This window comes from Limnohabitans sp. (assembly GCF_031539175.1).
Taxonomy (GTDB): domain Bacteria; phylum Pseudomonadota; class Gammaproteobacteria; order Burkholderiales; family Burkholderiaceae_C; genus Limnohabitans.
On sequence record NZ_JAVKLQ010000059.1, the window covers coordinates 1 to 23,458 of the forward strand.

A 23,458-nucleotide genomic window follows, 5' to 3' on the forward strand; every position below is an offset into this window, starting at 1 on the left:
CGACGCCACCTTTGGTGGACACCACAGAAATTACGATTGTTTTGTTCGGCATCATTTTTCTCCTTGACCAGACCATGACCTTTATTGACCTGAGTGGAGTTCTGAGCTGCCGCTTCTTACCCTGCGTCTACTTCATACGATGTATATTATGTATAGTTAATTTTAAGCTAGAAATGTCTTGAATCTGAGAGCGTCTATCGCAGCGCGGCACCAGGACCCTGTAAGGTCAAAAATGCCATGGCTGTGAATGACAGAGCTGCAGCCGCTGCGAATGCCAAACTGGGACTAGCGGCCCACAAGGTGCCAGCGATCAACGATGCAGGCAAATACAGCAATCCGGTGGTGAAGTTATAGACGCCCACCGCCGTGGCTACCCTCTCAGGCTCAAGGTCAGCGATGAATGCCTTGCTCTGCGACTCGTCAATCGCATAAAACAATCCATAAATGGCAAGCAGCACCCACATTTCCCACGGGCGGCTTGCCAGTATCAACCACAGATTGACGAACGCGTAGAGGGCATAACCCAGCATGATGACGTGGTGGCGCCCGAGCCTGTCACCGAGTTTGCCAATCAGCGGCGCTGACACCACGCAGGTGCTGTTGAACAGCGCGTAGAGCAAAACGATCTCGGTCACGCCAAAGCCGAGGGCGTGTGCCTTCAGAAGGATGAATCCAAGACTGAAATACGCCAGCGCAAAAATGCCTGATGGAATCAGAAAGCGTTTGAAATTAGGGCTCAATTGTTGCCAGTTCTGACTCAGACTCTCGCGAGCATGAGGGGGACCGGGTTGATCAGGGATGCGCGTGAGCACCCAGACGCTGACCATTGCGGGCACGCAAGCTATCAAAAAAAGCGTTCCGTAGGTGTTCGCCGACTCCCCCAGCCAAGACAGCAGCCCATAAGCCACCAGCGGCCCGAGCACAGCACCAGACTTGTCAAGTGACTTATGAACGCCAAAGTCATAACCGCGTGACGCCGCCGGGGAGATAGATGACAACCATGCATCGCGTGGCGGGCCACGAAAGCCTTTGCCCAACCGCTCAATCACGCGAAAGATGCTCAGCGTCACAACAGATGACGCAAGTAACAGAATGAGCTTGGCTAGCGTCGAGAGTCCATAACCCGCAGTGGCAAGCCATTTGTGTCGCCCGCTGCGGTCGGACAACCAGCCGGCCAAGTAGTTAAGTGACGAAGCTGAAAAATCTGCCAAGCCCTCCACCAGCCCCAGCATGGCACTGGAGGCACCAGCGACTGTCGTGAAGACGATGGCAAATACCGAAAAGATCATCTCTGAGCTCAGGTCGGTGAGAAAACTCACCAAGCCTAGCTTGAATACATCGGGATGGAGCCGATGCCGCACTTTATTCCCCAGCTTCTTTAATTTCCCAAGCTTCAATGAACGCGCGCAAGTAATAAGCGCTTTGCTTGCGATCGTTGGCCAAGGCCATGTCGAGTGCGGTGGCTTTGGCTTGGTTACGCAGCGTGGGGTCTGCGCCTTCTTCTAGCAATAGTTTCACAGCCAGAGGTGGCGCGTAGTACGCCGCCATCATCAGCGGCGTGGTGCCATTGGGCGATTCGGCATCGATGTAGGCATTGTTTTCGAGCAGCAAACGCATCATGGCAATGTGACCGCGTGTTGCTGCGTAATGCAGAGGCGTCCAGCCTTTGCGGTTGACTTCGGCGCCCCGTTCAATCAAGACTGTCGCCACTTCAATTTGGTTATGCAGGGCGGCCATCATCAACGCCGACTCGTTGTTGGGGTTGCTGACCTCTACGCGGGTTTGAGGCTCTTGTGCCAACAGCACCGCAGATTTAGGCGAGCCCGATTGAAGCGCGACCAACAGTGCGGGCACGCCTTTTTCGTTGGGTGAATTGGGGTCGATACCACGTCGAAGTAGCTTTTGAACCTCTTGCACTTGGTCAAAGTGGATGGCTTTGAAAAAGTCGTCGTATGAACCCGCATTGGCAGATGAAAATCCAATGAAAACAGATAAATAGACAAGGTACTTAAAGTAAAGCTTCATTTCAAAACAGCCTTGAACAATTGGTCAAAATTGCGACTGGTCGCTTCGGCTACGGCTTCAACGCTCATGCCTTTGATCTCGGCAATTTGTTTGGCCACAAACGGAACAAAGGACGGATTGTTGGTTTTGCCACGGTGCGGCACGGGGGCCAAGTAGGGGCTGTCGGTTTCGATCAAGATGCGGTCCATCGGTACAAAGCTCGCTACGTCGCGCAAATCTTGGGCATTTTTGAAGGTCAAAATGCCTGAAAACGAGATGTACAGCCCCAGGTCTAAGCCAGCACGGGCCACATCGGCGGTTTCTGTGAAGCAGTGAAACACCCCCCCTGCGCTGCCCGCCGAGCCGTCTTCGCCCTGCTCTTTCAAAATGGCGATGGTGTCTGCCGACGAGCTGCGGGTATGGATGACCAAAGGCAGTTGGGTCTGTTGCGCGGCTTGAATGTGGATGCGAAAGCGGTTGCGCTGCCACGCCATATCGGCCACCGTGCGTTCGCCTAAGCGGAAGTAATCCAAGCCTGTTTCGCCAATGCCCACCACGCGGGGTAATTGGGCGCGGGTCAGCAAGTCGTCGAGCGTGGGTTCTTGCACGCCTTCGTTGTCGGGGTGTACGCCCACGGTGGCCCAGAAGTTGTCAAACTGAGTGGCAAGACTGTGGACTTCAGGAAACCTTTCCAGTGTGGTGCTGATCACCAACGCGCGCGTGACTTGTGCTTTGGCCATGTCGTCGCGGATGGTGTGAATGTTTTCAACCAGCTCTGGGAAGTTGAGGTGGCAGTGGGAGTCGGTGAACATGATTAATCCTTGGCGCGCAAAGCCGTTTGCGCGCGGGCGACCAGCGCTTCAAACATCAGGCCTGGGTTGTAAGGGTGCTCAGACGTGCGTGCGCCTTGCATCAAGTCTTTGGACCATTGCGTCAGCGACGACACCGTGCCTGCAGCGGGTAAATCGGCGGCCATGAAAAAGCGTGGTTCTGCACCCGTGCGCACGGCCAGCAAGTCGTGACACAGCTTTTGCAGCATGGCAATGGCTTGCGAGGGTGTGGCGTCAGACACCGCCCCCACATCACCACGCAAGACGGCTTTTGGCAAATTGGCCCAGTGGGCAGCTTTCAGGCCGTTGTTGGCCAAATCGAGCGCGTCTTCAGGGCGACCGCCTGCGGCACGCAACAACACGGCGGCGTCGCCGCTGGGCACGCCCTGCCCTTGCAGCCATTGAAGCGACTCAGTGTCGCTAGGCCACACCATCGTGTGGGTTTGGCAGCGGCTGCGAATGGTGGGCAGCAACAAGTGCGAGGCCTCACTGGCCAGTACAAAGCGCGTTTCGCCGGGCGGCTCTTCCAAAGTTTTCAAAATGGTGTTGGCCGTCACATGGTTCATGCGCTCTGCGGGGTAGACAAACACCACTTTGGTCGCACCACCCGAGCGGGTTTGCTGCGTGAAAGTGACCATTTGACGGGCCCCTTCCACACGAATTTCTTTGCTGGGCTTGCGCTTTTTGTCGTCGAGGTCTTTTTGTGTTTTTTCGTCCAGCGGCCAGTTGAGTGCCAAGGCCAAAGTTTCGGGCATTAAGGTGCACAAATCGGCATGGGTGCGCACGTCCACGCTGTGGCAACTGCGGCATTGGTAACACGCGCCGTGTGGCGTGGGCTGTTCGCACAACCACGCACGAGCCATCTCTAGCCCCAAGGTGTATTGCCCCAAGCCAGATGGCCCCTGCAACAACCACGCATGGCCGCGCCGCGCCAACAAGGTGGTGAGTTGGCCTTGCAGCCACGGGCTCAACGCGGGGCGTACGGCGGAAGATGCGTCGCTCATGCTGACGTGCCTGAGGGCGCAACGCCGTGGCTTGTGACTTCTAGGTTGGCAGGCAACCAGCCGCGTTGCATGAAATGTTGCAGCAATTGTTGCCAAACGGCGTCGCGTGTCTGTGCGGCGTTGAGGCGGACAAAGCGCTGCGGATCGGCCTCGGCACGCTGGGCGTAACCATCCGACACTTTTTGGAAGAAGTCAACAGGCTGCGATTCAAAGCGGTCCGGCACACGGGCCCCCGCCAAACGCTCGGCGGCAATGGCAGGGTCAAGCTCAAACCACACGGTCACGTCGGGTTGACGCAAGCCGGTGGCAGACTTGCCCGCTGTCCCTTGTGGCAGGGCTTGCACCCACGACTCCAGTTGCTGCAACACCGCCACATCAAAACCACGGCCACTGCCTTGGTAGGCAAAGGTGGCATCGGTGAAGCGATCGCACAACACCACATCGCCACGGGCCAAGGCGGGCTCGATCACGTTTTGCAAGTGATCGCGTCGCGCGGCAAAGATCAACAGCGCTTCGCACAAGGGGTCCATCGCGTCGTGCAGCACCAATTCCCGCAATTTTTCGGCCAGCGGTGTACCGCCGGGCTCGCGCGTCAGCGTGACGTGGCGACCTTGGGCTTTGAATGCGGCAGCCAAACCGTCGATGTGGGTGGATTTACCCGCACCGTCGATGCCTTCGAAACTGATGAACAGGCCTGTATTTTTCATAGCCTGCTATTTTGCCTGTGAAGCATCACTGTCCAGATGCGGCTTGTGCTGCAGATGCGCGGCGTTGGTAGCGATTGACGGCGGCGTTGTGCGCGTCAAGCGTTACGCTGAACTCGCTCGTGCCGTCACCGCGTGCCACAAAATAAAGCGCACGGCTGTTGGCGGGCTTTACCGCAGCCAACAAGGCGTTGCGGCCAGGCATGGCAATCGGGGTGATGGGCAGGCCTTTGCGGGTGTAGGTGTTCCACGGGTGGTCGGTGCGCAAATCAGTGCGGCGCAAGTTGCCGTCGAACGACTCGCCCAAGCCATAAATCACAGTCGGGTCAGTTTGCAGCGGCATGTCGATGGCCAAACGGTTGTGAAATACCCGGCTGATCGTGGTCCGGTCACTTTCGCGGCCTGTTTCTTTTTCGATGATGCTGGCCAGAATCAGCGCTTGCTCTTGCGTTTTGACTTGCAAGCCTCCCGCGCGCTGGCCCCAAGCCGCCGCCAATTGCTTGACCATTGCGTTGGCCGCGCGTTGCATCACATGCAACTCGGATGTGCCTTTGCCGTAGGTATAGGTGTCGGGGAAAAATCGGCCTTCGGGGGCCACATCGGGCAAGCCCAGCTTCTCCATCAACTCGCTGTCGCTGAGCTGGCGGGTGTCGTGTTTCAAGCCCTCTGCTTTGTCGAGGGCGGCACGGAATTGGCGAAACGTCCAGCCATCAATCAGTGTGATGGCTTTGAGACTTTCCTCGCCACGGGTGAGCTTGCGCAACACATCGAGTGCTGTGTTGCCTTGGGTGATTTCATAGCTGCCGGCACGCAGTTTGCGCGATTGGCCGCTGAGGCGAAACAACACATACAACAACTCGGGTTGCACCTCAATGCCCGCCTCCACCGCAGCTTGTGCGATGCCACGCACTGGCGTTTGTGGCGCAATCGACAGATCAACCGTTGGCGTGACCAAGGGCAGCGGGCGCAGCACCCACCAGCCAGCCGCCGCGCCCAGCAAGAGCGACAGCACCAGCAAGGTCAAAAAGATGCGCTTGAGCAGTTTGATCACAACCCTAGTTCCAACGTGTTGAATGAAGCGGGCATGATAATTCAGCCATGTCTACCCCAGCCCAAGCTCCTGCCGCCGTCCTTGACCTCAACGTCCCGTTCACGGGTGTCAGCCCTCTGCCTCACCTCGGCGTGATTCGTGCCACAGGCGCCGACGCCGCCAACTTTCTGCACAACCAGCTCACCAACGATGTGCTGTTGATGAAAGATGGCGAGTGTCGCTTGGCGGCGTTTTGTAACGCCAAAGGTCGCATGCAAGCCAGTTTTGTGGTCTACAAGCGCAGCGCTGAAGAGGTGTTGTTGATTTGTCGCCGTAACTTGATGGCTCAGACGGTCAAGCGTTTGTCGATGTTCGTGATGCGCGCCAAAGCCAAATTGAGCGATGCCAGCGACGCGTTTCAATTGCTTGGCTTAGCCGGTGAGTCGGTCGGCCTCGTGCTGGGCGATGCATCCCTCACGGCCCAAACGCTGCCCGCATGGCAGCGCCGCGTGTGGGTCAGCCCGTTGGCTGCGACGACGGAAGCTTCTGCCGCCACCGCTGATGTGTTGACGCTTTACCCCGCTTTGGGCCAGCCCCGTGCTCTTTGGATTGCCCCTGTGGATGTGCCGCAGCCTGCCTATGCCGGCCCTGTGCTCACCCCAGCGTTGTGGCAAGTCGGGGAAGTGTTGAGCGGCATTGCGTGGGTGGAGCAAGCCACGTTCGAAGCGTTTGTGCCGCAAATGCTCAACTACGAATCGGTCGATGGCGTGAACTTCAAAAAAGGCTGTTACCCCGGCCAAGAGATCGTGGCGCGCAGCCAGTTCAGAGGCACCTTGAAGCGCCGGGCCTTCATCGTGCAAAGCCCAGTGCCGATGGCAGCGGGCCAAGAGGTGTTTTCAAGTTTGGATGCCACACAGCCCTGCGGCCTGATTGCACAAGCCGCGCAAGATGGCGCGGTGTGCGTGGCGATTGCTGAATTGCAGCTGGCCGCGACAGATAACAGCACGCTTTATCTCGGTGCCGCGCAAGGGCCTGAATTGCAGCGACTGCCCTTGCCTTACCCGCTTCGCGACGACATTTGACGCGCAAGCGCGTCGTCAACTTGGCACATCTTCGGCGGCAGGCTTTTGTCTGTGGCCTACCCCTACCCTGTCGCAAGCCCGTCGATAGTCTTCCAGTGTTTTCTGTACGTGACCAAGCACCGTTTCTGGTGGATAAGCGCCCGTTTCTCGCGACCCAAATGCCACACCCGTGAGCAAACTCATGCCGTCACTCACGCGCTCCGCGGTGTAGATGTGAAATTGCCCCCTCTTGACTGCATCCACGATGTGTGGATCGAGCATCAAGTGTTGACGGTTGCGACTCGGCATCAACACGCCTTGCTGACCATCAAAACCAAGTAATTCACAGCTACGGAAATAGCCTTCTATTTTTTCGTTGATGCCCCCCACAGGCAGCATCTCGCCGTGCTGGTTCATGGCGCCGGTGATGGCAATACTTTGCTTCAAGGGCAACCCTGACAGGCTCGACAACAAGGCATAAAACTCTGCGCAAGAGGCCGAGTCGCCCTCGACACCGCTGTACTCTTGCTCAAACACGACCGACGCATTGAAAGCCAAGGGTGCGATGTGTGAAAACAGCACCGACAAGTAGCTGTGAAAAATCAACACGCCTTTGTCGTGAATCGGTCCCGACAGCTTGACTTCACGTTCGATGTTCAACAGCCCTTCTTCGCCCGCATGCGTGCAGGCGGTGATGCGAATCGGAAACCCAAACTGGTAGTCGCCCAGATCCAGCACGGTCAAACCGTTCACTTGGGCCACGCGCTCGCCGGTGACCGTGAGCAAACGTTCGCCACTGACGACCATCTCTTGCAATTGCTCTTCGGGGTAGTTGTGTCGGCGTATACGCGCCAGCTTGGCTGCCCTCACATCTTGCGGTTGGACGCACGCAGACCCCAAGCTTTGCGCCATCACGCTACTTTCAATCACCAAAGCCTCGGTGCTGGCAAATATGGCGCTTTGGTGGGTTTGATCCTCAGCTTCTCGGTGGGTTTCTTCAATCAGCGCCGCGACTGCTGCCGCTGAAAAATGCAGCAGCCCTAAGCGACGACAGGTGTGCGCCACAAAAATGGCGATGGATCGGTTGGACTCCGACGTGGCCTTGAACGTTTCGGCAAAGTCAACTTTGCAGCGAAAGCGTTCAGCCGTTTCCGGATCGGCATCTTGAACGGCGTAATAAGCCTCAATCGAGCCGATCAAGATGATCTTCACGTCCACTTGAACGACTTCGGGTCGCAGTGACACGGCGGCAATCGGCGCCGCCGCCATGCCGGGTTCTTCAATTTGCAAACGTCCGCTGCGCAGGAATCGGCGTAACTTGCCCCACACCGGCTCATCGCTCAGCAAGTCGTGCAAATGCAGCATCAAAAATCCGCCATGGGCTTTGAGCAAACTGCCTGCACGAATGCGTGAAAAATCGGTCACCAACACATCGTCATAGGTTTCGTATTCGATGCTGCTAAACAGATTGTGGAACAGTGGGTTGTCTTCCAAAATCACAGGCGCACCCACCAAGTCATGGTTATCGACCACCAAGTTCACACGAAAGCGCGACAACACACTCTCCAGCGCTTCAAGGCGCGCCTCGTCGTCTGGCGTGGGAATGAATAACTCTAAGTTCTCCAGCACATCATGCTGCACTTGGTCGAGGTAGATGCCCAACTTGAAGACGTCTTTGGCACTGTCGTCGCTAATTTTTTGTTGCAAACCATCCATCACAGCTTGCGTTTCCCGTTTCAAGAGCGGCTTGACCATCTGACGCCTGAGGGCCGACAGTTTTTCATTCAAGTCGCGTTCCATCGCTTGTGATTTGGCTAAGAAACGGTTGATTTCGTTGAGCAAGGCATCCTCGGCTTTGTCGACTTCCAGCTGTTTTTCAGGCGACAACGCCAACGATTGGTTGGCCGTCACGGGCTCGCCTTTGTCGTTTTTGAGCGTGAACACCAAACGGCCTTCATCGCGCAGGAGCCCGAAATGACGAGCTTGGGCGTAGGCGGTGAGCGCTGCATATGCTTCATCTTCTTGTGCTTTGTAAGCACTTTGCAGCGCGTCATTTTTTGCTTTGACGTCTGGGGCTGACAAGCGTTTGGGAATTTGAGATTGCAAGGACTTTGAGAATTGCGTCATCAGCTGGCGAAACACACGCCCCTGACCTTGCCCCATCCTTAAAGCGCGGGGTTGCTCGGGCGTTTCAAAGTGATGCAAATAGCACAGGTCAGGCGGCACAGGCCGTTGCTGCGCGACCTCGGCCATCAATTGGTTCATCAATGTCGAGCGCCCCGTTCCGACCTCGCCCAACACAAATAAGTTGTAGCCCGGTTGAACCACAGACAGCCCAAAACGCGCCGCTTGTTGCGCACGTTCTTGTCCGATCCACGGTAACGCGCATTGCACCAACTCTGAGGTGTCGCCAAAGCCCAAAGCCGAGGCATCGACCGTGAGGCGCAAATCAGAAGCGCAAAGCTGGGTGACTTTGCTGGGGTTAAAGCTTGGGTCAGGCATGCGGTAAAGCGTAGCAATCCAAGCCACGCTTGACCACCCCTGCCCGTACACCTATAAGCCGTTAGTGCGATGCCAATGTGCGACGCATTTCAATGTGCGCAATGCCGACCTCATCGAATGGATCACCATAGCTGCTGAAGCCTTGGCGGGCATAAAAGCCTTGCGCGCTGCGTTGTGCATGCAGGCGTATTTCACGGTCACCTCGTGTGCGTGCGCACTCCACCAGTGCGTCGAGCAGTTGTTTGCCTAAACCCGAGCCCCGTACCAACCGTGTGACGGCCATGCGGCCAATTTGTGACACGCCGGGCGCCGGCTGCAAAAGCCGCGCTGTGGCCAAGGGCAGGTCAAAGCCGTTACTCACCACCGCATGCACAGCGGTGGCATCGGCGTCGTCCCATTCGTCTTCAGCCGCAATGCCCTGCTCTTGCACAAACACCTCGGTGCGTACCGCACTCGCGTGGGTTTGCAGTTCTTGCCATGTGCCCACTTGGCACTGCGTGACTGCCCTACCCGCCTCAAAGTTCAAAAAGATGTCGCGCAAACTCTGTGGCACTGGCAGCGAGGTTTGCGTGGCGGGGTTGGCGTAAACGTAGATCAACTCCCCCGTGATGAGCAGCTGATCGCCACAAAAGATGGCGCCCACAAATTGGATCGACGAGGTGCCAATGCGTTGGCATTTCAGCCCCACATCGAGTTGGTCGTCGTAACGTGCGGAGGCGTGGTACTCCACGGTGGCCTTTTTGACGTACAAATCGCCGCCTAGGGCGTGCATGGTGGGCTCATACGGCAGCGCCAAGGCGCGCCAGTAATCGGCCATGGCCGTGTCGAAGTACATCAGGTAGTGGCCGTTGAAGACGATTTTTTGCATGTCCACTTCGGCCCAGCGTACGCGCAGGCGGTGGAACAGTCGAAAGTCTTGGCGGGTCACTTGGTTTTTCTCGGCAGTGGTGTCTGTGTGTTTCGGCGGCATGCGCGCAATTTAACAGACGACTCTTCCGTCATTTCTAAACCAAGGTGTATTGCGTTGCCAGTTTCAAAAAGCCCTGCACATCGGGGTCCATGCCGGTTTCGGATTGCAAGATCTCAGCCACAGAGGGCGCAAGTTTGGCGGCGAGTTTGGCGTCTAAAAACAGCAAGCGTGAGCGACGTGCCAACACATCTTCCACACGCAGTGCGTATTCGTAACGGGCCGCAAAGCGCACCATCGCCTCGCTCAAGCTGTGGGTGAGCCAGTTTTGAGACCCAGGCAAACGGTTAAGTACCTCTTGCTCGCTGCCGTAGGAATGGGGGCCTTCGGGTTCGCAAATCGACACAGGTGTGGTGACGTCAGCGCCCACGAGCGGCAGGTGCTCGGTCATGGCGTAGCTTTTGGGCACCATCAACGCGCTGTCAAAGCACTTCTGCAACACATCTTCGGCCATGGCACGGTAAGTGGTCCATTTGCCACCTGTGACGGTGACCAAGCCCGAGGGGCTGACCAACACCGTGTGTTCGCGACTCAGGGCTTTGGTGTTCTCACCCTCGTCTTGCGGCGGTTTGACCAGCGGGCGCAGGCCCACCCAAATGCTTTTCACATCGCTGCGTTGCGGTGCGTGCTTCAAGTAGCGGGCCGATTCGTGCAAGATGAAATCAATTTCTTCTTCAAAGGCCAAAGGCTCTTTGGCCAAATCGTCACGCGGTGTGTCGGTCGTGCCCAAGATGACTTTGCCCAACCAAGGCACGGCAAACAGCACGCGTCCATCGGCAGTTTTGGGAATCATCAAGCCCGCATGTCCGGGTAAAAACTTTTTATCCACCACGATGTGAACGCCTTGGCTAGGCGCGACCATCGCTTCCTTCGTGCCATCTTGTTCGCGCAAGGCATCGACCCACACACCGGTGGCGTTGACCACACACTGTGCGTGAATGTCATGCGTTTGGCCTGTGAGCGTGTCCTCGCAATGCAGGCCAGAAATTTTGTCGTGGGTATACAGCAGGCGCGAGGCGCGCATGTAGTTCAACAACAAGGCCCCTTCAAGTGCGGCACTGCGTGTCAAGGCCAAGGCCAATTTGGCGTCGTTGAATTGACCATCCCAATACTTCACGCCACCGCGCAAGCCGTTGGCTTGCACCGATGGCAAACAGGCCACGGTCTCTTGACGTGACAAAAATGCGGTTGGCCCGAGGCCAGATTTGCCTGCTAAGGCGTCGTACATCTTCAAGCCAATGCCATAAAAAGGCTTTTCCCACCACGCGTAAGACGGCATCACAAATGGCAAGGGCTGGGCAATGTGGGGCGCGTTGTGCAACAACGTGCTGCGCTCATGCAAGGCTTCGCGAACCAAGGCAATGTTGCCCTGTGCCAAATAGCGCACGCCACCGTGCACCAGTTTGGTCGAGCGCGACGAGGTGCCCTTGGCAAAGTCATCCGACTCCACCAACACCACGCGGTATCCGCGTGAGGCAGCGTCTAAGGCCAAGCCTAAGCCCGTGGCACCCCCGCCCACAATGGCCATGTCGTAGACCGTGTTGGGGTCAAGCTGGGCAACGAGGTCTTCGCGGCGCGTCGGCAACGGCTGTGCTTGAGTCGGCATAAAAACGAGCGCTCCATGAGTCTTCTATCGAGAGTTTTCAGCATGGCCGTGTGAATGGGTATTCACACGGCCATGGGGTTTAACGGACCTTGCCGTTTTTCCAAGCGTTCAGCAACGAGTCGTACGCAATGGTTTCGCCTTTTGGCTTCTCATTGGCCAACTTCTTCCAAGGTGCGCCCTTGTCGCTCAACCACTTGTTGGGGTCCGATTTGGCGTTGAGTTTGGGAGGACACACGGCCATGCCGGAGCGCTCCAAACGTGCCATCACGTCATCCATTTCGTTGGCCAAGTTGTCCATCGCGGCTTGTGGTGTTTTCTCACCCGTCACAGCCACCGCCACGTTTTTCCACCACAGCTGTGCGAGCTTGGGGTAGTCAGGCACGTTGGTGCCGGTGGGCGTCCAAGCCACGCGAGCGGGGCTGCGGTAGAACTCCACCAAACCACCCAACTTGGGTGCCATGTCGGTCATGGCTTTGGACTGGATGTCGGACTCACGAATTGGTGTCAAGCCGACGATGGTCTTTTTCAAGGACGTGGTTTTGGCCGTCACGAACTGTGCATACAGCCAAGCTGCGGCAGTTTTGCTTTCGTCATGGCCTTTGAAGAAGGTCCATGAGCCCACGTCTTGGTAGCCGTTTTGCATGCCTTGCTTCCAATACGGGCCGTTCGGGCCAGGGGCCATGCGCCACTTCGGTGTGCCATCGGCATTCACCACGGGCAAACCGGGCTTGATCATGTCTGCCGTGAAGGCGGTGTACCAGAAGATTTGTTGCGCAATTTGACCTTGCGCGGGCACGGGGCCCGCTTCGCCGAAGGTCATGCCAATCGCTTCTTTCGGTGCGTACTGCTTCATCCAGTCGACGTACTTGGTGAGCGCGTACACGGCAGCAGGCGAGTTGGTGGCGCCACCGCGGGCAACCGATGCGCCTTGAGGTGTACAGCCGTCAGCCGAAGCGCGAATGCCCCACTCGTCCACGGGCTTGCCGTTGGGAATACCGATGTCAGCCGAGCCAGCCATCGACAACCACGCGTCGGTGAAACGCCAACCCAGAGATGGGTCTTTCTTGCCGTAGTCCATGTGGCCGTAGATGGCTTTGCCGTCGATGTTTTTCACATCGTTGCTGAAGAAGGCGGCGATGTCTTCGTAAGCACTCCAGTTCAACGGCACGCCCAACTCGTAACCGTACTTGGCTTTGAATTTGGCTTTCAGTTCAGGCTTGGCAAACAAGTCGGCACGGAACCAATACAAGTTGGCAAACTGTTGGTCAGGCAACTGGTACAGCTTGCCGTCAGGGGCGGTGGTGAAGCTGGTGCCGATGAAGTCTTTGATGTCGATGCCGGGGTTGGTCCACTCTTTGCCGTTGCCGCTCATGTAGTCGGTCAAGTTCATGATCTTGCCGTAGCGGTAGTGGGTACCGATCAAGTCAGAGTCGGTGATCCAGCCGTCGTAAATGGACTTGCCCGATTGCATGGAGGTTTGCAGCTTCTCCACCACATCGCCCTCGCCGATCAGGTCGTGTTTGACCTTGATGCCCGTGATTTCTTCAAAGGCCTTGGCCAAGGTTTTAGATTCGTATTCGTGGGTCGCGATGGTTTCTGACACCACCGAGATTTCCTTCACGCCTTTGGCTTGAAGTTTCTTGGCCGCATCGATGAACCATTTCATCTCGGCAGCTTGCTGGGTTTTACTCAAGGTCGAGGGCTGGAACTCGCTGTCAATCCACTTCTTGGCGGCGGCTTCATCCGCCCAACCTTGAGATGACAGTGAGCAGGCAACTGCCACTGCAACGACGCTGTAACGCAACTTCATATCTATCTCCTCATTTTTTGATACCCCTGTTTGAAAGGCACTTTCGGCTCCAGGGGAAAACAAGCCGCCCTTTTCTGAAAACGTGTGTCAGCCTTTGCGCATGATCCAAACCAACAACATCATGGAGGCCACAAAGCTGAACCAAATGGAGGGATCGCCGTCTAAGGCCAAGGCTTGACCTAGCCAGCCGCTGATGCCCACGAATGCCAAATTCACATAAGCCGCAGACAACAGGCCGATGAACAAGCGGTCGCCACGGGTGGTTGGCATGGGTAAAAAACCTTTGCGAATCACGGTGGGCGATTTGATTTCCCACACCGTCATGCCCGCGATCATCAACACGATGCAACCAAAAAATACGGCCACAGGGGTGGTCCAAGCCATCCATTCAAACATTGCAGTTCTCCTCTTGAAGTCGCGTCACACGCGACCCATCGCAAAACCCTTGGCGATGTAGTTACGAACAAACCAAATCACGATGGCGCCGGGCACGATGGTCAGCACACCCGCGGCGGCCAAGGTGGCCCAGTCCATGCCCGAGGCGGAGACGGTGCGCGTCATGGTGGCGGCAATGGGTTTGGCATTCACACTGGTCAAGGTGCGTGCCAAGAGCAATTCCACCCAGCTGAACATGAAGCAAAAGAACGCCGCCACGCCGACACCGGCTTTGATCAAAGGCAAAAAGATCTGCACAAAAAACCGAGGGAACGAATACCCATCGATGTAGGCCGTTTCGTCAATTTCACGAGGAATGCCGCTCATGAAGCCTTCCAAAATCCACACGGCCAGCGGCACGTTGAACAGCAAATGCACCAGCGCCACGGCCAAGTGCGTGTCCATCAAACCGACCGAGCTGTAGAGCTGAAAGAACGGCAACAAAAACACAGCGGGTGGCGTCATGCGGTTGGTCAGCAGCCAAAAGAACACATGCTTGTCACCCAAAAAGCTGTAACGCGAAAACGCATAGGCAGCGGGCAAGGCCACCGTGAGTGACATGACGGTGTTCATGGCCACGTAAATCAAGCTGTTGATGTAGCCCGAGTACCAAGCCGGATCGGTCAAAATGGTTTCGTAGTTGGCCCAAGTGAAATGCTCGGGGAACAAGGTGAAGCCGGCCAAGATTTCGTTGTTTGTTTTGAACGACATGTTGACCATCCAGTAGATGGGCAACAAGGCAAACACAAGGTAGAAGCACAGAAAGAGGGTGCGTTTTTGGAATCGGGTGTTAGGCATGACCGCCCTCCTTGGGCTCAGTACCGACTTGTTGCATCCAGTTGTACAAAACAAAACAGAACAACAAAATGATGAGGAAATAAATCAACGAGAACGCAGCGGCAGGCCCTAAGTCAAACTGCCCCACCGCTTTTTGCGTCAAGAACTGCGACAAGAACGTGGTCGAGTTGCCAGGGCCACCGCCGGTCAGCACAAACGGCTCGGTGTAAATCATGAAGCTGTCCATGAAGCGCAGCAGCACCGCAATCACCAACACGCCGCGCATCTTGGGCAATTGCACAAAACGAAACACGTCGAATTTGCTGGCCCCGTCGATGCTGGCGGCTTGGTAATACGCATCAGGAATGGAGCGCAAACCGGCGTAACCCAGCAAAGCGACCAAGGGTGTCCAGTGCCACACATCCATCAGCAACACCGTCAGCCATGCGTGGCTGGCATTGCCTGTGTAGTTGTAGGCCAGCCCCAAGCCCTGTAGCGCGGCGCCCATCAAGCCAATGTCGGTGCGGCCAAAGATTTGCCAAATGGTGCCCACCACGTTCCAAGGAATCAGCAAGGACAAGGACACGATGACCAACACGGCGGACGATTTCCAGCCCGTGGCGGGCATGGACAGCGCCAACAAAATGCCCAAGGGCAACTCCACAGCCAGCACCGAGAACGAGTAGATCAGTTGGCGCAACAAAGCGCCGTGCAATTCTTCGTCGCGCATGATGGCGGCGAACCATTCAGTGCCTACAAACACACGGCGGTCGGTGGAAATAATGTCTTGCACCGAGTAGTTGACGACCACCATCAACGGCAAGATGGCCGAAAACGCGACGCACAACAACACGGGCAATATCAAAAACCAGGCCTTCTGGTTGACGGGCTTGGTGGTCGTACTCATGCCACGATCTCCTCATTTTTGTAGAAGCAGGTGTGCGCTCCCAGCACCTGTAGCCAAACCGTTTGGCCCGCGTGGAGTTGTGCGGCATTCGCTGACAAACGCGCTTTCACCACTTGGGCGTTGTGACGCGCGGTGACGATGAAATGGGTGCCCACGTCTTGCACTTGCGACACCACCATCGGCAATGCGCCCGACGTTTGTGCATCTGCCAACGCTACATATTCAGGACGCACGCCCAACTTGATGTCGCCCAAAGGCAGGCGCATCGAAGCGGGCAAGGCCAGCACTTGAGCACCCACATGCACGCCATCGGGTTGAACCTGCGCGTGCATGAAGTTCATGCCGGGCGAGCCAATGAAGTTGCCCACAAAGGTGTGGCTGGGGCGCTCAAACAAATCGGCGGGTGAACCGACTTGCACTGCGCGGCCTCGGGTCATCACCACCACTTGATCGGCAAAGGTGAGCGCCTCGACTTGGTCATGCGTGACGTAAATCAGGGTGAGCTTGAGTTCGTGGTGAATTTGCTTGAGCTTGCGGCGCAACTGCCATTTCAGGTGCGGGTCGATCACGGTCAAGGGCTCATCGAACAGCACGGCCGACACATCGGGGCGCACCAAACCGCGTCCGAGCGAGATTTTTTGCTTGGCATCGGCCGACAGACCCGCGGCGCGTTGGTTGAGCTGGCCACTCATCTCGAGCATTTCGGCAATTTGGCCGACGCGTTGGTCCATCTTGTCTTTGGCCCAATGACGGTTACGCAACGGGAATGCCAAATTTTCGGCCACCGTCATGGTGTCGTAAATCACGGGGAACTGAAACACTTGTGCGATGTTGCGGGCTTGGGGCGAGGCATGGGTCACATCGCGGCCATCAAACAACACCGTGCCTTGCGAGGGGGTGAGCAGGCCTGACATCACGTTGAGCATGGTGGTTTTGCCGCAGCCTGAGGGGCCGAGCAACGCGTAGGCACCGCCATCGTCGAAGGTCATCTTCAAAGGCAGCAAGGCGTAATCGCTGTCTTGCTGCGGGTTGGCTTTGTAGGCGTGGGCCAGATCGAGGTCGATACGTGCCATCTCAATGCACTCCCACACGCACGGGCGCGAGCAACAAAGGCCCTTGCGCATCAAACACATAGACCTGTGCGGGGTGTATGAACACCTGAATCTGGGCGCCCAAGTCAAAGTAATGCACACCCGTGAGCTGCGCCACCACGTTCCCGACTGAGGTGGCCACATGCACAAAGGTGTCTGAACCTGAAATTTCAGCCAATTCAACGCGCCCGCTCAAGGCGATGTCGCCGTTTTGTGCATGGACGCGTACGGCACTGGCGCGCAAGCCCACAGTCAAATCGGTGCAACTTGTGGGCGGCAGTTCAAGCACCAGCGGTGTGCCATCTGCCAACTGAACGCCTGTGACGGTGCGTGTGGCAGCCATTAAGTTCATGGGCGGGTCACTGAAAGCGCGCGCCACCCGCAACGACTTGGGGGTGTGAAACACCTCAGCCGTGGGGCCATATTGCAACAGTTCGCCTGCATCCATCACGGCCGTGTAGCCCCCCAAGAGCAGCGCTTCCCCGGGCTCGGTGGTGGCGTAGATCACGGTGGAGTCGCCGCTGGCAAACAAGGCGCCCAGTTCTTCGCGCAACTCTTCGCGCAGCTTGTAATCGAGGTTGACCAAGGGTTCGTCGAGCAGCATCAAGGGCGCACCTTTGGCCAGTGCACGGGCCAAGGCGACGCGTTGTTGTTGGCCGCCGGAAAGCTCTGTGGGGTAACGGTCTAAAAACATGTCGATGTGCAGCTTTTCGGCCAACGCTTGCACGCGTTTGGCCACGTCTTTGTCGCCACGCAACTTCATGGGTGAGCCGATGTTGTCGCGCACTTTCATGGAGGGGTAGTTGATGAACTGTTGGTAGACCATGGCCACGTTGCGCTCCCGCACTGGAATGCCCACCACGTCTTGCCCATCGACCAGCACACGACCCGAGCTCGGCACATCCAAACCCGCCATGATGCGCATGAGGCTGGTTTTGCCAGCTTGCGTGGCACCCAGCAACACCGTCACGTTGGCGCTGCGCGGGGCGAGGCTCATGTCGTAGAGCCAGGTTTGTGGCCCGACTTTTTTACTGACACCTTCGAGAGACAACTGCATCACACCACCTTTATGCATAAAGTACACAGACGGTTGCGAACCATCTTTTGATGACGTTCATTATTGTTCGGTAATTTTCTTTTTAAGTCGGTATTTACCCTTTGAATGTTCGTTTTGATTCGATTTAAAGTGATGGCTCTTCGTTTATGCATGGAAAATGGGGCCTTATGAATTCCAATCCACGACAACTCACCTTGCTCAAAGTTGTGCAAGAACTCGGCTCAGTGACGGTGGAGCAATTGGCCGAAAGACTTGGCGTGACGCTGCAAACCGTGCGACGCGATGTGCAGCGCATGGCTGAAACTGGGCAGTTGACACGCTTTCACGGCGGTGTGCGTGTGCCGAGTTCGACCATAGAAAACATTGGTCACCAGCAGCGCGTCAACCTCAACTCTGATGCCAAAACGCGCATTGCCCGCAGCGTGGCGGCGGCTGTGCCCAACGATTGCTCGTTGATCTTGAACATCGGCACCACCACCGAAGCCATCGCGCGTGCGCTTTTGCGTCACAGCGGCTTGCGCGTGATCACCAACAACTTGAACGTGGCCAGCATCTTGAGCGCCAACCCCAACAGTGAAGTCATCGTGGTGGGGGGCGTGGTGCGTGGCCGAGACCAAGGCATCGTGGGCGAAGCTGCGGTGGACTTCATTCGCCAATTCAAAGTGGACATTGCTTTGATTGGCATTTCTGGCATCGAAGCGGATGGCTCGTTGCGTGATTACGACTACCGCGAAGTCAAGGTGTCACAAACCATCCTGACCCATGCGCGTGAGGTGTGGCTGGCTGCTGATCAGAGTAAGTTCAACCGCCCTGCCATGGTGGAGGTCGGCACCATGTCGCAAATCGACCGCTTGTTCACCGATGCGCCCCCACCCGCCCCTTTTGCGGCCCTGTTGGCTGAGGCGCAAGTCCAGCTGCACATCGCCGATTGACCGACTCCTGATCTGACCCAGACCCCTCGTTTCACACCATGACCTACATCCTCGCTCTCGACCAAGGCACTTCCAGCTCGCGCAGCATTGTGTTCAACCCCCAAGGCCAAATCGTGTCTATGGCGCAGCAAGAGATCACGCAGATCTACCCCCAACCGGGTTGGGTGGAACACGATCCCCTGCAGATTTGGCAAACCCAACTGGCTACGGCTGTGGAGGCACTGGCCAAGGCGGGTATCAGCGCGCGCGAGGTGTCTGCGCTGGGCATCACCAACCAGCGCGAAACGAGTGTGGTGTGGCACAAAACCACGGGCCAGCCCATTTACAACGCCATCGTGTGGCAAGACCGCCGTGCCGAGCCCGCCTGCGTGGCATTGCGCGAGCAAGGGTTGACCGACACCATCCAAGCCAAAACGGGGTTGTTGGTCGACGCCTATTTTTCAGGCACCAAATTGCAATGGATCTTGGACAACGTGCCCAACGCCCGTGCCCAAGCCGAACGCGGCGAACTGCTGTTTGGCACGGTCGACAGTTGGTTGATGTGGCAACTCAGCGGTGGCGCTGTGCACGCCACGGATGTGAGCAATGCCTCGCGCACCATGTTGTTCAACATCCACACCAACCAATGGGATGCGGCGTTGCTGGCGGCGTTGCGCATTCCTGAATGCATGATGCCCAAGGTGCAGCCTTCCAGTGCGATGTTTGGCCAAGTGCGTGCGGATGTGTTGGGCCACGCCATCCCCATCGGTGGGGTGGCAGGCGACCAACAAAGTGCCCTGTTTGGTCAAGCGTGCTTCAGCGCCGGTATGGTCAAAAACACCTACGGCACAGGCTGCTTCATGCTCATGCACACGGGCGACGTGGCCATGCGTTCGCAAAACGGCCTCATCACCACCAGCGCAGCCCAAGCCAACACGCAACCGCAATTTGCGATGGAAGGCAGCGTGTTTGTGGGCGGTGCGGTGGTGCAGTGGCTGCGCGACGGCTTGGGTGCCATTCGCCACAGCAGCGAAGTGCAAGCCTTGGCCGAGACCGTGCCCGACTCGGGCGGCGTGATGGTGGTGCCGGCCTTCACCGGCCTAGGCGCGCCGTATTGGAAACCCGATGCACGCGGCTCTATCACCGGACTCACGCGTGGCAGCACGGTGGCACACATTGCACGCGCTGCGCTCGAGAGCATTGCCTTCCAAAGCGCGGCGTTGTTGCAAGCGATGGGCCGCGATCTGTCGTTGGCGGGGGTGGCCCAAGTGCGGGAATTGCGGGTAGATGGTGGCGCGTGCGTGAACGACTTGCTCATGCAGTTTCAAGCCGATTTACTGGGCATTGACGTGGTGCGTCCCGAAGTGGTGGAAACCACGGCACTGGGCGCGGCTTACTTGGCTGGACTGTCCACCGGTATTTATGCCAGTACCGATGAGTTGAGCGCGCAGTGGCGCGTGGAGCGTCGCTTCAGCCCGCAGCGCCTGCCCGACTACGCCGTCGAGCAAATGGCGTTGTGGGAACACGCGGTGCGCAAAACCGTGTTGTAAGGCCGCAGCGCCAAGCCCTCAAAGGTTCAAGCAAACGCGTGGCGCAGCGCCCGAGCCGCATCGGCATGGGCCACCAAGGCTTCGGGAATGACGCGGCCCATTTGGATGAAGCTGTGCACCACGCCTTTGTAAATTTCTAAATCGACAGGCACACCGCACAGTCGAAGGTGGTCGGCATACGCCACACCTTCGTCGACCAGCGGGTCGCATTCGGCCAATCCCAGCCAAGCAGGCGCGACGCCAGACACATCGGCCAGCAACGGTGAAAAGCGTGGGTCGTGGCGGTCCGCTAGGTTCGGGACGTAGTGGTTGTAGAAGTACTCAATGCTGGCTTTCTCCAGCAAAAAGCCTTTCTCAAACGTGTGTGCCGAGGGCATGTACTCGGGCGAACAGCCGGGGTAAAACATGAGTTGCAGCTTCAAGGCAATGCCCGCGTCACGGGCGGCAATCGCGGTGGCTGTGGTGAGCGTGCCGCCCGCACTGTCGCCGCCAATCGCCATGCGTGTCACGTCTAACCCGAGATTTGTCGCGTTGGCGGCCAGCCATTGCAGGGCATCAAACGCATCGTTGTGCGCAGTGGGAAATGTGTGTTCGGGGGCGAGCCGGTAGTCCAGCGACACCACCGCGCATTGCGCCAGATGCGCCAAGTGTTTGCACAGCGCCTCATGTGTTTCGGGGCTGCCCACCGTAAAGCCGCCGCCATGAAAGTACAGCAGCACAGGCAAGTTGGGGGCGGCGTGCTCGGCCCAGAGCTTGGCGCGCAAAACAGCACCGTCACGCACCGGAATCTGCAGCGTGTCGTCGCGGGCCATCTTGTGGGCATTCACCTCCAACACGCCTGCGCCCAAGGCGTAGCCCTGCTTGGCTTGCGCGGCGCTGAGCATGGCAATGGGAGGACGACCGGCTTTGGCGATGGCGTTGAGCACATCGCGCATGGCGGGGGTCAACAGGCTTTGTGGGTTACGTGGGTGACTCATACAGATTTGCTTTTTGTGAGGGGGCTTTTATAGTGTGCCATGGCTCAAATTCTTTACCTCACCCACATCCAGATCGACTTTGGCGCGCTCAGCACTTTAGGTGCAGAGTGCGAAAAGGCGAACATCAAACGGCCGCTCATCGTGACGGACCAAGGCGTCAAAGCCGTGGGCATTTTGCAAAAAGCGCTTGCTGCATTGCAGGACCTGCCTGTCGCGGTGTTTGACCAAACGCCGTCGAACCCGACCGAGGCGGCCGTGCGTGCTGCTGTGGCGGTGTACCACGCGCACCAGTGCGATGGGTTGATTGCGGTGGGTGGCGGCTCTTCCATCGACTGCGCCAAAGGCGTGGCCATTGCCGCCACGCACGAAGGCCCGCTCAAAACCTACGCCACCATCGAAGGCGGCTCCCTCAAAATCACGCCCGCTGTGTCGCCGTTGATCGCCGTGCCCACCACGGCAGGCACTGGCAGCGAAGTGGCACGCGGTGCCATCGTCATCGTGGACGATGGGCGCAAGCTGGGTTTTCACTCGTGGCACTTGGTGCCCAAAGCCGCCCTGCTCGATCCCGAACTCACATTGGGCTTGCCCCCAGCCCTGACCGCCGCCACTGGCATGGACGCCATCGCGCACTGCATGGAAACCTTCATGGCGGCCCCCTTCAACCCACCTGCTGACGGCATTGCGCTAGACGGCTTAACGCGTGGCTGGGCGCACATCGAGCGCGCCACGAACGACGGCCAAGACCGCGATGCGCGCTTGAACATGATGAGCGCCTCCATGCAAGGCGCGATGGCGTTTCAAAAAGGTTTGGGCTGTGTGCACTCGCTCAGCCACAGCTTGGGTGGCGTGAACCCACGCTTGCATCACGGCACCTTGAACGCCATGTTCTTACCCGCCGTGGTGCGTTTCAACGCCGTCGCCGAATCGGTGCAAAAAGAACGCCGCATGGAACGCATGGCCTACGCCATGGGCTTGGGTGAAATCGGTGGGGGCGTGGCCTCCGCTGCTGCATCGGCGCAAGCCGCAGAAGCCATCGCGCAAGCCATCACCGCCATGAACGCCCGCTTGAATTTGCCCAAAGGCTTGGCCGACATGGGCGTCACGCCCGATTGTTTTGACAAAGTGATTGCAGGCGCCATGACCGATCATTGCCACAAAACCAACCCGCGTTTGGCAACGGAGCAGGAATACCGCGAGATGCTGAACGCGGCGATGTAACGCCGCGCGCTTCTTTCTTATTCGCTCTTGAGGTGTTCGTGGTCGTGGTTGTGCTCAGGCATCTTGGCACCCACATGAAGCTCACCGCGGGCCTCGGCCAACTCCACTTGCCGCTGACGCTCCGCCATGTGGGCTTTTTGCTCAGGCGTGCGTTGGTCGTGGCAGTGTTCGCAACTCACACCCAGCACGTAATGCGGCGACAGCTTGTCTTGCTCGCTCAGCGGCCAGCGGCATGAACGGCACAGCTCGTGGTGGCCTAGGCCCAAGCCGTGGCTCACACTCACCCGCTCGTCGAACACGAAGCAATCGCCTTCCCACGTGCTTTGCTCAGGCGGGATTTCTTCGAGGTACTTGAGGATGCCGCCTTCGAGGTGATACACCTCGTCAAACCCGCGCATTTTCATCAGCGCCGTCGATTTTTCGCAGCGGATGCCACCGGTGCAAAACATCGCCACTTTGGTCTTTTTGGCGGCCTCACCTTGCAGATTCTCTTGGGCATCTAGCCACGCGGGCAATTGCACAAAGGTCTTGATGTTGGGGTTGATCGCGCCTTTGAAGGTGCCAATCGCCACCTCGTAGTCGTTGCGGGTGTCGATCACCACCACGTCGGGGTCGGCCAGCAACGCGTTCCAGTCTTGGGGTTTGACGTATTGCCCCACCGTTTTGTTGGGGTCGAGGTCGGGCACGCGCAACGTGACGATCTCTTTTTTCAGCCGAACCTTCATGCGTGTGAACGGTGGCTTGGGGCTCCACGATTCTTTGTGCGCTAGCGTGGCCAAACGCGGATCGGCGTGCAAAAACGCCAGCACAGCGCGAATGCCCGCTTCGGGGCCTGCAATCGTGCCGTTGATGCCTTCATGCGCCAAAAGCAGCGTGCCTTTGACGTCATGGGCCTCGCAGCAAGCTTGCAAAGGCCCTTGCAGAGCGGCGAAGTCGGGTAAATCTACAAATTTGTAGAGAGCGGCGGTGAGATATGGCGCGGTTGAAGGCATGGACAGATTATCCACGCCCACCCTC

The 23,458-nt window shown here is 57.7% G+C and carries 21 protein-coding genes; 4 read left to right on the forward strand and 17 right to left on the reverse strand.

Annotation, left to right across the window (positions count from 1 at the left end; all coding sequences use genetic code 11):
• Positions 1 to 194: 194 nt before the first annotated feature.
• From RMS95_RS10480 to mltG, 6 genes are read right to left on the reverse strand one after another with little or no spacing between them, the layout of a single operon-like run.
• Positions 195 to 1,397, reverse strand: coding sequence for an MFS transporter (locus RMS95_RS10480; RefSeq protein ID WP_310645952.1), 1,203 nt, complete (start codon positions 1,395 to 1,397; stop codon positions 195 to 197).
• Positions 1,363 to 2,025 (reverse strand): ankyrin repeat domain-containing protein, encoded by a 663-nt coding sequence (locus RMS95_RS10485; RefSeq protein WP_310645954.1) that lies wholly within the window; start codon positions 2,023 to 2,025, stop codon positions 1,363 to 1,365. Before RMS95_RS10485 ends, RMS95_RS10480 begins: the two co-directional genes overlap by 35 nt.
• Positions 2,022 to 2,816 carry a TatD family hydrolase gene (locus RMS95_RS10490; protein ID WP_310645956.1) on the reverse strand — a complete coding sequence of 265 codons (795 nt, stop codon included), beginning with the start codon at positions 2,814 to 2,816 and terminating at the stop codon, positions 2,022 to 2,024. The genes RMS95_RS10485 and RMS95_RS10490 overlap by 4 nt, the downstream gene beginning before the upstream one ends.
• A 2-nt stretch (positions 2,817 to 2,818) precedes the next feature.
• Positions 2,819 to 3,838 carry a DNA polymerase III subunit delta' gene (locus RMS95_RS10495; RefSeq protein WP_310645958.1) on the reverse strand — a complete coding sequence of 340 codons (1,020 nt, stop codon included), beginning with the start codon at positions 3,836 to 3,838 and terminating at the stop codon, positions 2,819 to 2,821.
• Positions 3,835 to 4,545 carry a dTMP kinase gene (tmk, locus tag RMS95_RS10500; protein WP_310645959.1) on the reverse strand — a complete coding sequence of 237 codons (711 nt, stop codon included), beginning with the start codon at positions 4,543 to 4,545 and terminating at the stop codon, positions 3,835 to 3,837. The genes RMS95_RS10495 and tmk overlap by 4 nt, the downstream gene beginning before the upstream one ends.
• Positions 4,546 to 4,570: 25 nt before the next feature.
• Positions 4,571 to 5,590: an endolytic transglycosylase MltG gene (gene mltG / locus RMS95_RS10505; RefSeq protein ID WP_310646102.1), complete on the reverse strand. Its 1,020-nt coding sequence runs from the start codon at positions 5,588 to 5,590 to the stop codon at positions 4,571 to 4,573.
• A 50-nt stretch (positions 5,591 to 5,640) separates the two neighbouring features.
• Here mltG and RMS95_RS10510 point away from each other — a divergent pair, with 50 nt between their 5' ends.
• Positions 5,641 to 6,654: a folate-binding protein gene (locus tag RMS95_RS10510; RefSeq protein ID WP_310645961.1), complete on the forward strand. Its 1,014-nt coding sequence runs from the start codon at positions 5,641 to 5,643 to the stop codon at positions 6,652 to 6,654.
• Positions 6,655 to 6,669: 15 nt separating this feature from the next.
• Here RMS95_RS10510 and RMS95_RS10515 read toward each other — a convergent pair whose 3' ends face one another.
• The 9 genes from RMS95_RS10515 to RMS95_RS10555 all read right to left on the reverse strand — a co-directional run bounded on the left by RMS95_RS10515 (position 6,670) and on the right by RMS95_RS10555 (position 17,785).
• On the reverse strand, positions 6,670 to 9,135 hold the full coding sequence (locus RMS95_RS10515) for an ATP-binding protein (protein WP_310645963.1): 2,466 nt from the start codon (positions 9,133 to 9,135) through the stop codon (positions 6,670 to 6,672).
• 61 nt (positions 9,136 to 9,196) lie between these two features.
• Positions 9,197 to 10,105, reverse strand: coding sequence for a YbgC/FadM family acyl-CoA thioesterase (locus tag RMS95_RS10520; protein ID WP_310645965.1), 909 nt, complete (start codon positions 10,103 to 10,105; stop codon positions 9,197 to 9,199).
• A gap of 34 nt (positions 10,106 to 10,139) precedes the next feature.
• Positions 10,140 to 11,708 carry a glycerol-3-phosphate dehydrogenase/oxidase gene (locus tag RMS95_RS10525; protein ID WP_310645967.1) on the reverse strand — a complete coding sequence of 523 codons (1,569 nt, stop codon included), beginning with the start codon at positions 11,706 to 11,708 and terminating at the stop codon, positions 10,140 to 10,142.
• Between the two features lie 79 nt (positions 11,709 to 11,787).
• The gene (locus tag RMS95_RS10530) at positions 11,788 to 13,518 is read right to left on the reverse strand and encodes an ABC transporter substrate-binding protein (RefSeq protein ID WP_310645969.1); all 1,731 of its coding nucleotides are present in this window, start codon (positions 13,516 to 13,518) and stop codon (positions 11,788 to 11,790) included.
• Between the two features lie 87 nt (positions 13,519 to 13,605).
• Entirely contained in the window at positions 13,606 to 13,914 is a 309-nt protein-coding gene (locus tag RMS95_RS10535; RefSeq protein ID WP_310645971.1) for a DUF2160 domain-containing protein, read from the reverse strand.
• Between the two features lie 24 nt (positions 13,915 to 13,938).
• Positions 13,939 to 14,751 (reverse strand): carbohydrate ABC transporter permease, encoded by an 813-nt coding sequence (locus RMS95_RS10540; protein ID WP_310645973.1) that lies wholly within the window; start codon positions 14,749 to 14,751, stop codon positions 13,939 to 13,941.
• The gene (locus RMS95_RS10545) at positions 14,744 to 15,637 is read right to left on the reverse strand and encodes a carbohydrate ABC transporter permease (RefSeq protein ID WP_104798620.1); all 894 of its coding nucleotides are present in this window, start codon (positions 15,635 to 15,637) and stop codon (positions 14,744 to 14,746) included. The genes RMS95_RS10540 and RMS95_RS10545 overlap by 8 nt, the downstream gene beginning before the upstream one ends.
• On the reverse strand, positions 15,634 to 16,710 hold the full coding sequence (locus RMS95_RS10550; protein ID WP_310645976.1) for an ABC transporter ATP-binding protein: 1,077 nt from the start codon (positions 16,708 to 16,710) through the stop codon (positions 15,634 to 15,636). Before RMS95_RS10550 ends, RMS95_RS10545 begins: the two co-directional genes overlap by 4 nt.
• 1 nt (position 16,711) lies before the next feature.
• On the reverse strand, positions 16,712 to 17,785 hold the full coding sequence (locus tag RMS95_RS10555; RefSeq protein WP_310645977.1) for an ABC transporter ATP-binding protein: 1,074 nt from the start codon (positions 17,783 to 17,785) through the stop codon (positions 16,712 to 16,714).
• Between the two features lie 167 nt (positions 17,786 to 17,952).
• Between RMS95_RS10555 and RMS95_RS10560 the strand changes: the two genes are divergently transcribed.
• Positions 17,953 to 18,717: a DeoR/GlpR family DNA-binding transcription regulator gene (locus RMS95_RS10560; protein ID WP_310645978.1), complete on the forward strand. Its 765-nt coding sequence runs from the start codon at positions 17,953 to 17,955 to the stop codon at positions 18,715 to 18,717.
• Between the two features lie 38 nt (positions 18,718 to 18,755).
• The gene (gene glpK / locus RMS95_RS10565; RefSeq protein WP_310645980.1) at positions 18,756 to 20,246 is read left to right on the forward strand and encodes a glycerol kinase GlpK; all 1,491 of its coding nucleotides are present in this window, start codon (positions 18,756 to 18,758) and stop codon (positions 20,244 to 20,246) included.
• 26 nt (positions 20,247 to 20,272) lie between these two features.
• Here the strand turns inward: glpK and RMS95_RS10570 are convergent, their stop codons facing one another.
• Positions 20,273 to 21,223, reverse strand: a complete 951-nt coding sequence (locus RMS95_RS10570; protein ID WP_310645982.1) for an alpha/beta hydrolase — start codon at positions 21,221 to 21,223, stop codon at positions 20,273 to 20,275.
• 39 nt (positions 21,224 to 21,262) lie between these two features.
• Here RMS95_RS10570 and RMS95_RS10575 point away from each other — a divergent pair, with 39 nt between their 5' ends.
• A complete protein-coding gene (locus RMS95_RS10575; RefSeq protein WP_310645983.1) occupies positions 21,263 to 22,441 on the forward strand; it encodes an iron-containing alcohol dehydrogenase in 1,179 nt (392 codons plus the stop codon).
• A gap of 17 nt (positions 22,442 to 22,458) precedes the next feature.
• Here the strand turns inward: RMS95_RS10575 and RMS95_RS10580 are convergent, their stop codons facing one another.
• A complete protein-coding gene (locus RMS95_RS10580; RefSeq protein ID WP_310645985.1) occupies positions 22,459 to 23,433 on the reverse strand; it encodes a rhodanese-related sulfurtransferase in 975 nt (324 codons plus the stop codon).
• Positions 23,434 to 23,458 lie beyond the last annotated feature (25 nt).

Excerpts from the sequence above, each read along its gene's own strand:
- glpK (WP_310645980.1), top strand. The coding sequence starts at position 18,756 with ATGACCTACATCCTCGCTCTCGACCAAGGCACTTCCAGCTCGCGCAGC.
- RMS95_RS10495 (WP_310645958.1), bottom strand. The coding sequence starts at position 3,838 with ATGAGCGACGCATCTTCCGCCGTACGCCCCGCGTTGAGCCCGTGGCTG.
- RMS95_RS10580 (WP_310645985.1), bottom strand. The coding sequence starts at position 23,433 with ATGCCTTCAACCGCGCCATATCTCACCGCCGCTCTCTACAAATTTGTA.
- RMS95_RS10525 (WP_310645967.1), bottom strand. The coding sequence starts at position 11,708 with ATGCCGACTCAAGCACAGCCGTTGCCGACGCGCCGCGAAGACCTCGTT.
- RMS95_RS10555 (WP_310645977.1), bottom strand. The coding sequence starts at position 17,785 with ATGCAGTTGTCTCTCGAAGGTGTCAGTAAAAAAGTCGGGCCACAAACC.
- RMS95_RS10535 (WP_310645971.1), bottom strand. The coding sequence starts at position 13,914 with ATGTTTGAATGGATGGCTTGGACCACCCCTGTGGCCGTATTTTTTGGT.
- RMS95_RS10545 (WP_104798620.1), bottom strand. The coding sequence starts at position 15,637 with ATGAGTACGACCACCAAGCCCGTCAACCAGAAGGCCTGGTTTTTGATA.
- RMS95_RS10530 (WP_310645969.1), bottom strand. The coding sequence starts at position 13,518 with ATGAAGTTGCGTTACAGCGTCGTTGCAGTGGCAGTTGCCTGCTCACTG.
- RMS95_RS10485 (WP_310645954.1), bottom strand. The coding sequence starts at position 2,025 with ATGAAGCTTTACTTTAAGTACCTTGTCTATTTATCTGTTTTCATTGGA.
- RMS95_RS10540 (WP_310645973.1), bottom strand. The coding sequence starts at position 14,751 with ATGCCTAACACCCGATTCCAAAAACGCACCCTCTTTCTGTGCTTCTAC.
- RMS95_RS10575 (WP_310645983.1), top strand. The coding sequence starts at position 21,263 with ATGGCTCAAATTCTTTACCTCACCCACATCCAGATCGACTTTGGCGCG.
- tmk (WP_310645959.1), bottom strand. The coding sequence starts at position 4,545 with ATGAAAAATACAGGCCTGTTCATCAGTTTCGAAGGCATCGACGGTGCG.
- RMS95_RS10570 (WP_310645982.1), bottom strand. The coding sequence starts at position 21,223 with ATGAGTCACCCACGTAACCCACAAAGCCTGTTGACCCCCGCCATGCGC.
- RMS95_RS10520 (WP_310645965.1), bottom strand. The coding sequence starts at position 10,105 with ATGCCGCCGAAACACACAGACACCACTGCCGAGAAAAACCAAGTGACC.
- RMS95_RS10515 (WP_310645963.1), bottom strand. The coding sequence starts at position 9,135 with ATGCCTGACCCAAGCTTTAACCCCAGCAAAGTCACCCAGCTTTGCGCT.
- RMS95_RS10560 (WP_310645978.1), top strand. The coding sequence starts at position 17,953 with ATGAATTCCAATCCACGACAACTCACCTTGCTCAAAGTTGTGCAAGAA.
- RMS95_RS10510 (WP_310645961.1), top strand. The coding sequence starts at position 5,641 with ATGTCTACCCCAGCCCAAGCTCCTGCCGCCGTCCTTGACCTCAACGTC.
- RMS95_RS10490 (WP_310645956.1), bottom strand. The coding sequence starts at position 2,816 with ATGTTCACCGACTCCCACTGCCACCTCAACTTCCCAGAGCTGGTTGAA.
- RMS95_RS10550 (WP_310645976.1), bottom strand. The coding sequence starts at position 16,710 with ATGGCACGTATCGACCTCGATCTGGCCCACGCCTACAAAGCCAACCCG.